The sequence below is a fragment of the Mucilaginibacter sp. P4_E8 genome (genome assembly GCF_056401495.1).
In genome coordinates this window covers 1-13,718 of record NZ_JBFUJG010000129.1, presented here as the reverse complement: position 1 = coordinate 13,718, position 13,718 = coordinate 1, and the positions used below count along the sequence as shown (strand labels likewise).

The 13,718-nt window shown below is 42.3% G+C and carries 7 protein-coding genes; 2 read left to right on the top strand and 5 right to left on the bottom strand.

Going from position 1 to position 13,718, the window contains the following annotated elements; translation table 11 throughout:
- The 4 genes from AC1DRQ_RS25485 to dnaE all read right to left on the bottom strand — a co-directional run.
- Positions 1 to 521: DUF58 domain-containing protein (locus tag AC1DRQ_RS25485; protein ID WP_477428031.1), on the bottom strand; the 521-nt coding region annotated here is incomplete at its 3' end.
- A 108-nt stretch (positions 522 to 629) separates the two neighbouring features.
- Entirely contained in the window at positions 630 to 950 is a 321-nt protein-coding gene (trxA, locus tag AC1DRQ_RS25480) for a thioredoxin (RefSeq protein ID WP_429394478.1), read from the bottom strand.
- 464 nt (positions 951 to 1,414) lie between these two features.
- Positions 1,415 to 1,645, bottom strand: a complete 231-nt coding sequence (locus tag AC1DRQ_RS25475; RefSeq protein WP_429394476.1) for a hypothetical protein — start codon at positions 1,643 to 1,645, stop codon at positions 1,415 to 1,417.
- A 53-nt stretch (positions 1,646 to 1,698) separates the two neighbouring features.
- Positions 1,699 to 5,283, bottom strand: coding sequence for a DNA polymerase III subunit alpha (gene dnaE / locus AC1DRQ_RS25470; protein ID WP_429394474.1), 3,585 nt, complete (start codon positions 5,281 to 5,283; stop codon positions 1,699 to 1,701).
- 225 nt (positions 5,284 to 5,508) lie between these two features.
- On the opposite strand from dnaE, the gene AC1DRQ_RS25465 reads away from it, so the two are divergent.
- On the top strand, positions 5,509 to 10,719 hold the full coding sequence (locus AC1DRQ_RS25465; protein WP_477428028.1) for a translocation/assembly module TamB domain-containing protein: 5,211 nt from the start codon (positions 5,509 to 5,511) through the stop codon (positions 10,717 to 10,719).
- Positions 10,720 to 10,723: 4 nt separating this feature from the next.
- Complete coding sequence (tamL, locus tag AC1DRQ_RS25460; protein WP_477428026.1) at positions 10,724 to 13,006, top strand: translocation and assembly module lipoprotein TamL; 2,283 nt, start codon at positions 10,724 to 10,726, stop codon at positions 13,004 to 13,006.
- 72 nt (positions 13,007 to 13,078) lie between these two features.
- On the opposite strand, the gene AC1DRQ_RS25455 is transcribed toward tamL, so the two are convergent.
- The coding region (locus tag AC1DRQ_RS25455) for a class I SAM-dependent methyltransferase (RefSeq protein ID WP_477428024.1) at positions 13,079 to 13,718 on the bottom strand (640 nt) is incomplete at its 5' end.

The following is a 13,718-nucleotide window of genomic DNA, read 5'->3' as shown; positions in this document are numbered from 1 at the left end:
ATATGATGCAGTACATCTGTTATGTTGGTAACTGTATTTATCCGGGGATTGCTGTACATTTTTTCGAGCTCGGCATACAAATGGAATAAATGCGTTGATGTTGATTTTGCCGCGCTGAGCCAGTCTATTTTATCCGAAAAAAGGCATAAACCAAAGGCATCGCGCTGTTTTTTAAACAAGTGCATCAATGAGGCTATAGCATAAGTAGAGAACTGCAGCTTATTCAACCCCTTTTCAGGAAAATTCATTGACGATGAAGTATCCAGCAATAAATAACAACGCAGGTTGGTTTCCTCTTCAAACTGCTTTACAAACAATTTATCGGTACGGGCCAGCAGCTTCCAGTCTATATTTTTTACCGATTCGCCGTTATTGTACAAACGGTGCTCTGCAAACTCTACAGAAAAGCCATGAAACGGGCTCTGATGCAAGCCGGTTATAAAGCCTTCAACCACCTGGCGGGCAAGCAGCTCAAGGTTGGCCAGTTGCCTTATTTGCTGATCATCATTAAATTTGGGCATAAGGCTAATATAGGACATAAAAAAAGCGTCACCAAATAAGGTAACGCTTTTCAAGTAATTTAAATATGGTGGATTAAGCTATTTATAAACTTAATTTTGCCTTGTTGATTAAACTAATTGCTTAGCTAATTTATCAGTTAATACTGATTTTGGAACAGCACCAATTTGTTTATCCACAATTTCGCCGTTTTTAAAGAACAATAAAGCAGGGATATTACGGATACCGAATTTCATTGATATTCCAGGATTGTTGTCAACATTAACTTTACCAACAACGGCTTTGCCTTCATATTCTTTTGCTATATCTTCAACAACAGGACCTACCATTCTACACGGACCACACCATTCTGCCCAAAAGTCAATAAGTACAGGTTTGTCTGATTTCAGCACAAGTTCGTCAAAGTTCGCATCAGTTATTTCTAAAGCCATGATTTCTATTTTTTAATTTTTGTATTACAAATATATACTATTCAAATAGCTTGCCACAAGTTACACCTGACAATGTGACAATTATATTAATATAGATTTAAACATCCACCATAACTATCTCTTAGTAAAGTTTTAAAAATATTTCGGCAAAAGCTGAGAATTGGGTTTACATGGTTTACATATTTTATGGTTAACATTGACTTACTTTACTGAAAATCAACTAATTAATTAATTTTAAGCTAATTAATGTAAACCCGCTATATGATGGTAAAAGCAAAGTATTCCATATCATTAACTAAGCTATTTATTAACATTTTACCATTATTGACCATTTGAATGATCCAGTCAGAAAATTAAGAAAATCAAACAATAAAAACCAAGAGATTATTGAGGGACAAAACAAAGAGAGTTTATTTAGAATACCTTTTTGGGGTCGTCAATCTAATAGTATATTGCATTACAGATTATCTGTTTCTGATTTTTTGTTTAAATTCTTCCAACGATAAAGTTGTTGCATTTCCGTTTTCATATTCCTTTAGGCGATCATTTAACTCATTTAAAAAGTCTTTATCTTCCCAAAGGTCAAGTTCCTCTTCAATCTCACTCTCTACCATGGTATAAATAGCCGCCACCTTTTTATCGTCGGCAAAACGGATATATTCATGTAAGCGCTCTCTTATTGTTTCGGTACTCATAAACATAAGCTTTATAAACAAATTTAATCTAAATACTCAACTCTATCAAGCCTTTAATGTAACACCGGCTGTGTATTGGTTAAATTAAAAATATTCGCCATCAGATCATCACTTGGATTAACCCTAAAGTTTTTGGAGGCCAGCTCCACCAGCATCGCTTCTTCCCGGTCTTTGATCTGGAAGCGTAGCTTGCAGTTTTGTACCGGGTATTTTTGATTGTTTTCAGTAATTACATGCTGTATATCATCAAGCAATTTGCTATTAAGCATGTGCACATCTATACACACGGTTAATGATTTGGTAAGCTTATCCCGCATTTCAGATAACAGGCTCATTACCTGTATCCGCAGATCCCAGTTATCCTTTTGACGGAATTTTTCTTCGATATTACCTTTAAGATGCAGGAAATAACCATCCATCATCAGGTTACGGAATTTTACATAATCCTCGCCAAACATCGCAAACTCGTATGATTCATTGTAATCTTCCAGCACAAAGGTACCAAAGGGCTTACCCGTTTTGGTCATTTTATGCTGCACGTTTGATACCAGGCCGCCTATCCTGATCTCGCCTCGTTTACGGAGGTCGTTAAACGCGCCCATAATTTCCTCACCGCCTTCGCCCGAGCGTGCTTTTTGCATCAGTTTCAGATCGCTGATGGTACTGTTGCAAAACCTTTCGAGTTCAACTTTATAATTATCAAGCGGGTGGCCGGTTAGATATATACCGATCACCGTTTTTTCGTATTTCAATTTTTCAATTAATGGCCATTCCTCTGCTTCGGGCATAGCCGGTTCAGGAACGTATGAAGCTACCGATCCGCCAAATAATGACGATTGCGAACTGCTCTGTACATTCTGATAATCATTGGCATATTTTATCAGGCGTTCTACACCGGTTAAAACACCCAGGTCTGTTTTAGCAAAAAACTGCGACCTGTTGATACCAAACTCATCAAAAGCACCTCCATATACCAGGTTCTCGTACGATTTACGGTTTACGCTGCGGGTGTTTGAACGACGGGCAAAATCATAAACAGAAGTATATGGCCCTTTTGCATCGCGCTCTTCAATAATACTTTCAACCGCTTTATCACCCACGCCTTTAACCCCGGTTAATCCAAAACGGATCTGCGCTTTGCTGTTCACCGCAAATGCCATGTCAGACTCATTGATATCCGGGCCTAAAACCTCAACACCCATCCTGCGGCATTCCTCCATAAAAAAGGTGATCTTTTCCATGTTGTTCTGGTTATTTAAAACCGCGGCCATATACTCTGATGGGAAATGCGCTTTTAAATAAGCGGTTTGGTAGGCCACAAAGGCGTAACAGGTGGAGTGCGATTTATTGAAGGCATATTGTGCAAAGGCCTTCCAGTCGGTCCATATTTTGGTAAGCTTATCCTTGGGGTGCCCTTTGGCTATTGCCCCATCCATAAACTGGGCCTCCATTTTGTTAAGCACCTCAATTTGCTTTTTACCCATGGCCTTACGCAACACGTCGGCATCACCCTTACTAAAACCGGCCAGCTTTTGCGACAGCAGCATCACCTGCTCCTGGTATACCGTAATACCATAGGTTTCCCCCAGGTATTCCTCCATATCGGCCAGGTCAAATACTATAGGTTCCCGGCCATGTTTACGATTAATAAAGTTGGGTATATATTCTATCGGTCCCGGACGGTACAGGGCGTTCATGGCAATTAAATCCTCAAACTTATCGGGTTTAAGCTCGCGCAGGTACATTTGCATACCATCACTTTCAAACTGGAACGTACCGTTGGTATCGCCCCTTTGATAAAGCTCATAAGTTTCCTTATCATCAAGCGGTATATAATCAATATCAATGTGTATACCGTGGTTCTGCTTGATCATCCTTAACGCATCCTTAAGAATGGTTAAAGTTTTAAGACCCAAAAAGTCCATCTTGATAACCCCGGCATCCTCAATAACGCGGCCATCATATTGGGTAACCAGCAGGTCAGAGTCCTTCGCCGTAGCAACGGGTACAATGTCCGTCAAATCATAAGGGGCAATAATGATACCCGCGGCATGTACACCGGTGTTACGTACCGAGCCTTCCAACTTTTCGGCTTCACGCAGTACCTGCCCGCGCAGGTCATTGCCGTTTACTATATCCTTTAGTTCGGGTACCTGTTCAATAGCCTCACGAAGGGTAATACCCAGTGTATCAGGCACCAGCTTTTTAATGGCGTTCATTTCAGACAGCGGCATGTCCAGTACCCGCCCCACATCCTGTATACTGGTACGGGCAGCCATGGAGCCATAGGTGATGATCTGCGCCACCTGGTTCTTGCCATATTTATCTACCACGTAATCAATAACCTTTTGTCTGCCGGCATCATCAAAATCCGTATCTATATCGGGCATTGATTTACGATCCGGATTAAGGAAACGCTCAAACAGCAGGTTGTACTTCATGGGGTCGATGTTAGTGATCCCTGTACAATAGGCCACTACTGATCCCGCCGCCGAACCACGGCCCGGGCCAATAAATACCCCGATATCGCGCCCGTGCTTAATAAAGTCGGCCACAATTAAAAAGTAGCCGGCAAAACCCATGGTACGTATGGTGAACAGCTCAAAGTTAATGCGCTCCTCCACCTCGGGCGAAATATCTATATAGCGCTCTTTAGCGCCGGTAAATGTTAAATGTTTTAAATACTCCCATTGGTTAAGCGTATCGGCATCGGGTGTGCTGTGTATCTTAAACTCATCGGGGATAATAAAGTTGGGCAATAAAATATCGCGTTTAAGTTTCAGTACCTCAACCTTATCAACTATCTCATTGGTATTATCCAGTGATTCGGGCAGGTCATTAAACAGGCTGCCCATTTCCTGCTGCGTTTTAAAGTAAAACTGGTCATTAGGGAAACCAAAACGATAACCACGACCACCTTCTTCATCGGTAGCAATGGGTGTGCTCTGCATATCGCCGGTATTAACACACAGCAAAATATCATGCGCGTTGGAATCCTGCTGATCTACATAGTGCGAATCATTGGAGCAAATTACTTTTACATTATACTTTTTAGCATAGGTAAGCAACACCTTATTTACAATGTTCTGATCGGGGATGTCATGGCGTTGCAGCTCAATATAAAAATCCTCGCCAAACAGGTCAAGCCACCATTTAAACTCTGTCTCGGCAGCTTCAGGGGTGTCCCTTAATATCGCCTGTGGTACCGATGCCCCTATGCAGCAGGTGGTGGCAATTAACCCTTTATGGTATTTTAATATCAGTTCCTTATCAATACGTGGCCATTTGCTGTACAACCCTTCCATATACCCCAAAGAGCATAGTTTAACCAGGTTTTTATAACCTTCAGGATTTTTAGCCAGCATCAGCTGGTGGCGGCGTAAGTCTTTTTTCTCTTTGGTAAACTGCTTTTTATGGCGGTCTTCTACCACATAAAACTCGCAGCCAACAATGGGTTTTACGTTGTGTTTTCCAGCTTCGGCAACAAACTTAAACACACCGAACATGTTACCGTGATCGGTTATGGCCAGCGCTTTCATCCCATCTTTGGCGGCCTTTTTATACAGTTTTGATATATCGGCGGCACCGTCAAGTAATGAGAACTGGGTATGTACGTGTAAGTGAGAAAAATCTGGCATAATAAATCCGTTTCAACAAAAATCTGGTAGAAATACAAAGTTATCAAAAAACAAGTCCGGGTGGTCAAGTGTTGAAAAACTATGCTCTTTAATAATTTTTCATCTATGGGCGGAGGGGTTAGATGATTGTGTGTAACTTGAACCGGGATCATCAAAATAGGTATTTAGCATACTATTTGATAGTTTATATATAAAAACAGCATCACCTTTGAAAAATTTATACAATTGAAAAAATTTGGACGAATAGCCCTAAAAACAATACTCTGGATAATTACAAGTGTCATTTTCCTGGTGCTGCTTGTAGTTATTTTAATACAGGTTCCTGCTGTGCAAAATTTCGTTAAAAATAAAGCCGTAAATTTTTTAGAGGGGAAAATTCACACTAAAGTACAAATTGGCCACATTAGCCTGGGCCTGCCTAAACTGTTGATATTGCAGGATGTTTACTTTGAAGATCAGAAAAAAGACACACTTATAGCAGGCGATAAATTAAAGGTTGATATCAGTCTGTTTAAACTGCTTCATAATAAGGTTGAGATCAATGAAATTAACCTGCAGGGTATTACCGCCAATGTAAGCCGCGGGGCCGACAGTGTTTTTAACTTCGACTACATTATCAACGCCTTTGTTGGTGAGCAAAAAAAAGAGGTTAAGCCCGAGGATACTACATCAACCATGAAGTTCTCATTGGATAAGATCAACCTCGACCGGATCAATATCAAATATAAGGATGTAACCACAGGCAATGATGTGCGTTTTTTACTGGGTCACTTTGATACCCGGATAAAGGATTTTGATATGGATAAAATGAAATTTACCATACCCAGGATCACCCTGTCTGATGTTAACGCGCGTATTATTCAAACCCCTGCAGGCTCGTCAATTGCACAGGCCGCCGCGGTTGACACCGCCATCAAGCCCCTTAACATGGACCTTAATTTGGGGATTATTGATGTATCAAAAATAAAGGTTGATTACCGAAGCAGTGAAATGAGCGCCAATGTTAACCTGAACAAGCTTTTGGTTGACATGGATAAGATTGATCTTAAAAACCAAAAAGTAGGCATTAAAAACATCGAACTGAATGATACCAAAGCTGCCCTGAGCCTGACCAAACCCAAAACCGTGCAAAAAGCGGTTGTAAAAACCATCAAGAAACTCGATACCCTGGTTTCATCGCCGCAAACATCAAAATGGGCAGTTACTTTGGGTAAAGTAAGTTTTACCAATGATCATATAAAGTTTGATAACGAAGCGCAAAAAGCCATACCAAAAGGGCTTGACTTTGGGCACATGGATATGCGCAACCTAAACGCCGAAGCCGAAAACATTTCCTACAGCCCTGATACCATTTCGGGTAAAATAAATTCCTTTTCCTTTAATGAAAAAAGCGGTTTAAAGATCAACAAGTTCCATACAGCATTCTTTTACGGTCCAACCAACGCTTACATGAACGATCTGCTGCTGGAGACCCCTCAAACCATTCTGCAAAAATCAGTACAGGTAAGGTATCCGTCAATCGACGCCATCACCAAAAATATCGGCGAACTGGGCATTAATGCCAATTTAGATGGCAGTCGTTTAGGTTTAAAAGATGTTTTATTGCTGATGCCCACTATGGCAACCATGGAGCCTTTTAAAAGCTCGCCCGGTACGGTTTTTAAAATAAACGGTAAAGTTAGCGGGCAGGTGAATAATCTCAATATCCCGAGCCTGGAGGTTACCGGTCTGAGCAGTACACATATTAAGGCATCAGCCAAAATGAAAGGTTTGCCCGATGTGAACAAAGCTTACTTTGATGTCAACATTGCCGATTTTACAACCACCCGCAACGATATTACCAAACTGGCCCCGGCCGGCAGCATTCCGCCCAATGTAAGCATTCCTGAAAAGATGAACCTGAAAGGCACGTTTAAGGGCGGCATGACCAATTTTGACACCAAAATGGGGCTCCGTTCCAGCTATGGCGCGGTTGACCTGGTCGCATCAATGAAAAATGGACAGCATAAAGGCGCCGAACGTTATACTGCCAATATCAAAGCTAATGATCTTAATGTGGGCGCATTAACCAAGCAACCGCAAATGGTTGGTAAAATAACCATGAGCGCCGACCTGAAAGGGGTAAGCCTTGATCCGAAGAAAGCCAGCATCCAATTTAATGGTAACCTGGCCAAAGCTTATGTAAAGGGCTATACCTATCAAAATCTGGTATTAAAAGGCAGCTCCAGCAATGGCAATTATACAGCCATTGCCCGCATGAAAGACCCTAACATTAATTTTAGTCTGGATGCCAAAGCTTACCTCAACAGAAAATACCCATCGGTTAATGGAACTTTACTGGTTGATAGCATCAACCTGCAAAAACTGAATTTTGTTAAGGACGACATGCGTTTTCATGGAAAAATGGTGGCCAACGTACCAACCGCTGATCCTGATTACCTGAACGCCGATATACTGGCTACCGAACTGCTGGTGATAAATAAAGGGCAACGCATCCAGATGGATACCGTAAGCCTAAAATCGACAGCCAATGCCGATAGCAGCACCCTGCGTTTAAAAACACCCATCATGACAGCCCACATGGCCGGCAAGTACAAGCTTACCCAAATAGGTGATGCCATGCAGGATGTGATCAACAAATATTTCAACACCGCCATAGCGGGTGGCCAACAGGTAGCTGAAAAAAGTCAAAAGTCAAAAGTTAAAAATCAAAAGTCAAAGACAACATTGCCAATAACAAAGCCCAAATACTCACCACAGCAATTTGTGTTTGACGCCAAGTTGGTTAAAACACCCCTGCTTACCCAGTTTGCCCCCGATCTGAAACAGCTTGACCCGGTATTGCTGAAAGGTAGCTTTAACAGCCAAACCGGAGAATTGGTGGTCAACGGATCGATGCCAAAGGTTGTTTATGGCACCAACATAGTGAATAACGTAACGCTGGCTATTAACACGGGCAACAATGCCTTGAACTACAACTTTGCTGTTGACGAAGTTAAAGTAGGTTCGTCTTTAGATCTGTTGTACACCAGTTTATCGGGCAGCGCCCAAAACAACAAGCTGAATGTGAACCTGCAGGTACGTGATAAAGCCAAAAAAGACCGCTACCGGCTTGCAGGTATATTCAGTGTTTTACCAAACCAATACCAGTTTAGCTTTTTGCAGGATGGCCTGCTGCTTGATTACACTAAATGGGCTGTAAATGCAGATAACTCGCTGCAATATGGCCCTAAAGGCATACTGGCGCATAACTTTACCATTACTAACAGCAACCAAGTACTCAGTATTAACAGCAATCCGCAGGAATTTAACGCCCCTGTTACCGTTAACTTTAACAACTTCAGGATAGAAACGCTTACCAAAATAGCCCAACAGGACTCGCTGCTGGTGGGCGGTACCATTAATGGTAATGCGGAGATCAGCAATTTCCAGCAATCGCCGGTATTTACTGCGGCCATTAACGTGAACGATTTTAGTTTTAAGGGTGATACCGTAGGTAACATAGCGCTCAAGGTAAATAACCAAACCGAAAACGCATACGCCGCCAGCATGAGCATTACAGGCAAGGGCAACCAGGTTGATCTGAACGGCTTATATTATACCAGCCCCGAAAGCAAGTTTGATATGAATTTGAACATTGTTAACCTGAGCATGAAGAGTATTGAGGGCTTTAGCTTTGGCAGCCTGCGCAATTCATCGGGCAATATCACAGGCCAGTTAAAAATAACGGGTACAACCGACGCGCCCGCGGTACGGGGCGATGTTCATTTTAATAAAGTTGGCTTTAACGTGGCCATGCTCAACTCCTACTTCCGGATGCCACAGGAAAGCATCACTTTTAATGACGAAGGCATCCGCTTTAATGATTTTACCCTGGTTGATTCTACCGGAAGCAAAGCCGTTGTGAGCGGTAGTGTTTATACCAAAACCTATACTGACTTTGCATTTGGCCTGGATATCAATGCCAGGAATTTCAGGGTGATCAACTCAACGCAGGCTGATAATAAACTGTACTATGGCAAGCTGTTTATGGACACCCGCGTTAAAATACGTGGCAATATGACCAAACCCGTAGTGGATGCCAATTTGACGGTAAATGAAAAAACCGATCTGACAATAGTGCTGCCCACTACCGACCCAAGTGTGGAGGACCGTAAAGGTGTGGTTGTGTTTATCAATAAAGATGCGCCTAAGTTAGATTCGATCCTTTTGGCCAGACGGCTTGATTCTCTGAAAAAATCAGAGGTTACAGGGATGGATGTATCGGCAACTATTAATGTAGATAAAAACGCGGCCTTTACCATTGTGATTGACGAAGCCAATGGCGATATAGTACACCTGAAAGGTGAAGCAAGTTTAAATGCCGCTATTGATCCAAGCGGTAAAATTAACCTGACCGGGACTTATGAGGTAAATTCGGGCTCGTATGATCTGTCGTACGCTACTGTAAAACGTAAATTTAACTTTAAAAAAGGCAGTACCATAGTTTGGACCGGCGACCCTACCAGCGCCAATATTGACCTTACCGCCATTTATGTGGCCAACGTACCACCTATTGACCTGGTTGAAAATCAGTTAACAGGCGAAAACCAGGTTCAATACAAGCAAAAGCTGCCCTTTAATGTAAACCTGAACCTTAAAAACCAGCTGCTTACACCCGACATCAGCTTTGATATCGTATTGCCTGATAGCAATTACTCGGTATCAAGCGAAGTAACCAATACTGTTAATACCCGCCTGGCCCAGGTTAGGCAGGACCCTAATGAAATGAATAAACAGGTACTTGGGGTATTGGTACTTGGCCATTTTATTGGCGATAATCCCTTACAAAGCCTGGGCGCAGGCACCACAGCCGAAGGATTGGTACGGAACAGCGTAAGCAGCCTGCTATCAGACCAGTTGAACAGACTGGCAGGTAACCTGATTGCCGGGGTGGATCTGAACTTTGGGCTTACCTCGGGCGAGGATTACTCATCAGGTACGGCAACCAACCGAACGGACCTGAATGTGGGCTTATCCAAACGTTTCCTGAACGACAGGCTTACCGTGAGCGTTGGCAATAACTTTAACCTGGAAGGCAACCAGGCAGGGCAAAAAGCAGCCAATATTGCGGGTGATGTATCTGTAAACTATAAACTAAGCAAAGATGGCCGCTATGCCCTGCGCGCCTATCGCCGCGATGAATTTATTGTGATACAGGGCCAGATCGTTGAAACCGGTTTAGGATTTACCCTAACAGTTGATTATAATCGTTTTAAAGAAATATTCCGGAAGCGCACACAGGAAGAACGGGAATTGCGACGCCGCTACCAGCAGCAGGAAAAAGAAAAGAAAAAAGCGGCGGATGATGCTGCAGCAAAAGCGCAAAATGATGCAGTGAAAGCAGAAGAACAAAAAGAGCCGGAGCAAAAAAAACAAACGCCTACTACAAATTAAGCTTATGAGTAAACACTTAAGATATATAGTAATACTATCTGTTTTTTTACTGAGTGCCTGCAGTACTACCAAGTACCTGGCTCCCGGCCAGAAACTGTATACCGGCGGCGAGGTGAAAATTCAGGATAAGGATATCAAAAAGAGTGATGCCAGCGCATTAAGCGATGAGCTGCAGCTTTTACTGCGGCCTAAACCCAACGGTTCCATACTGGGTTTAAGGGTAAAACTATGGATATATAATAAAACACGTACTAAAAAAACAAAAGGCCTTGCACACTGGCTCAATACCAAGTTTGGTGAGCCTCCTGTTTTGGTAAGTTCTGTGGATCTGGAAAAAAACAGTGGCATACTGCAAAACAGGCTGCAAAACAAAAGTTACTTCCAGGCACAGGTTACGGGCGATACAGTAGGCAAGAAAAAAACAGCCAAGGCTGTGTATACAGCCGTAACCGGACCAGGGTATAAAATAAGGAAGGTGATGTTTCCGCAAGGGAAAGAAAACATTGATACCGCCGTTGCCGGGACTGCTGCCAAAACCTTCTTAAAACCCGGAGATAATTACAATCTGGACGTAATTAAAAATGAGCGACTGCGGATTGATGCACACTTAAAGGAAGAAGGCTATTATTATTTTGCCCCCGAAAACCTGATCATGCGGGTTGACAGCAGCGTAGCCGATCACCATGTTGATATTTTTGTGGCTGTTAAAAGAAGCACAGCCGACAAGGCCAAAAACATATATACCATTGATAATATTTATGTGTACCCCAGCTACTCCCTGCGCGATACTTCCCTTAACCTGGATAAGGCACAGAAATACCGCTGGTATAACATCATAGAAAAAAGAAAGACCGTAAACAGCTATATTTTTGCCAACACGGTTTTAATGCGACCAGGCGGGGTATATAATCGCACAGAACATAACAACTCTTTAAACCGCTTTGTTAACCTGGGGCCTTACAAATTTGTAAAGAACAGGTTTGAGGATGTATCAACCGATTCATCAAAACTAAATGTGTTTTACTTTTTAACGCCTTACAAAAAGAAATCATTACAGCTGGAAATACTGGGTCGTACCACATCGGCAAATTATACGGGCTCGCAGATAAACATTAACTGGCTTAACCGCAACGCATTTAAAGGCGGGGAGGCTTTAAAGGTGACCTTATTTGGTAGTACCGATGTACAAGTGGGTGGTGATAACAATGGCTTTAACGTATACCAGGCTGGTATAACCACAACGCTTTCGTGGCCACGATTTATCAGCCCTATTTATCCCAAAGCCGATAATGCCTATATACCGCATACCAACCTGACATTAGGATATACGCTGGTTAACCGTCAGAAACTGTACACGCTAAATTCATTTAATGCGTCGTTTGGCTACCAGTGGAAGGAGAATGTGCACCGAACACATGAGCTTAACATATTGAACGTAACTTTTGTTAATCCGCAAAGTGTATCACAACTTTATCTGGATAGCATAAACAACAAAAACAAGCCTCCCGGCACACCGCGAAATCCTGCTTTGCAGCATGTTATTGATAAGCAATTCACTTTAGGCCCGAGCTACGGTTATACTTTTACCAATACTACCGAAGATTACCGTACCAATAGCATATATTATAATGGTAAAGTAAGCCTGTCAAACAATATTTACGGTTTAATTACCGGTGCCGATACCACAGGAGGTAAAGTACGTAAGCTTTTTGGAGCTATATTTAACCAGTATGTGAAACTGGAAAACGAGATCAGGTATTTTCATAAAACCGGGCCCAACAGCACTTTTGCCAGCAGGCTGATTGTAGGTGTTGGCCTCCCTTATGGTAACTCTACCCAGTTACCCTACAGCCAGCAGTTTTTCATAGGCGGACCAAACAGTTTACGCGGTTTCCAGGCGCGCTCATTAGGTCCCGGGTCGTATGATCCGAGAGCGCTTATCCAATCAGGCGATTTTCTTCCGGATGAGTCAGGTGATATAAAAATTGAAGCGAATGTGGAATACCGGCCAAAACTGTTCAGTATAGTGCGTGGTGCTTTATTTGTAGATGCTGGTAATATTTGGCTGTTGCATACCGGCAGCAGGCCGGGGTCTGCTTTTAATAAAACCTTTGTGAATAACCTGGCTGTTGATGCCGGTTTTGGCTTACGCTTTGACTTATCTGTATTGGTGTTGCGTACCGATATGGGTTATCCGCTCCGTACACCATACTTACCTGAAGGGCAACGCTGGGGTTTTAATTCGCGGTATGCTGTGTTTAACCTGGCTATCGGTTATCCGTTTTAATTTTGAATTATTGAATTCGCGAATTATTGAGGTTAAGATTGAAATACTGACTTGCAGGCAATAATTCAATAATTATTTTTCGGCTACGCCTATTACTATGTACTTGCTTTTGTTGGGGATGGCCCAGCTAAGCATGTTATCTATGTTTCCTAAAAAGTTACGTTGCCATTCGTTTCTGCCCATGCACCCAAAAAAACCAGTGGTTTTGTAATGCACTTTATTATAAGATGAAAACACATCATTTATCTCGTCGAACGTTAAATAATTCCAGCCTTTTGTCCCAAAATTTCTCCTCAATATCTKGTGTAAAAAAGTAGCTTCCAAATTTTCCGCGAACAGCAACTTCCCTCCCGGCTTAAGCGCTTTATGGATTTCATTCAGCGTTTTTGCTTTGTTCTGTTGGTTACCGCTACTAATGCCCCCTACTATCGACTTAAATATAACCACATCAAAATGGTTTTCATACGGAATATTGGTAGCGTCCATAGCGGCATAGGTAATTCTGGGGGTACATCTATATTTTTCATGTATACGATGGGCATCAGCTTCAGGTCCGTTAAGATCTGTACATAACACATTGTTACCATTTAACGCAAGCCACAGGGACATTCCTCCTTTACTTGACCCTAACTCCAGGCATTCATAATTTTTATTTGTAACCTGAGCATTATCTTCCCAGTACTTAATTGCGCTTGACCAGTTTACAATATCC

Bases quoted from the DNA above. Each gene is read 5' to 3' on its own strand.
- trxA (WP_429394478.1), bottom strand. From the start codon at position 950: ATGGCTTTAGAAATAACTGATGCGAACTTTGACGAACTTGTGCTGAAA.
- AC1DRQ_RS25475 (WP_429394476.1), bottom strand. From the start codon at position 1,645: ATGAGTACCGAAACAATAAGAGAGCGCTTACATGAATATATCCGTTTT.
- dnaE (WP_429394474.1), bottom strand. From the start codon at position 5,283: ATGCCAGATTTTTCTCACTTACACGTACATACCCAGTTCTCATTACTT.
- tamL (WP_477428026.1), top strand. From the start codon at position 10,724: ATGAGTAAACACTTAAGATATATAGTAATACTATCTGTTTTTTTACTG.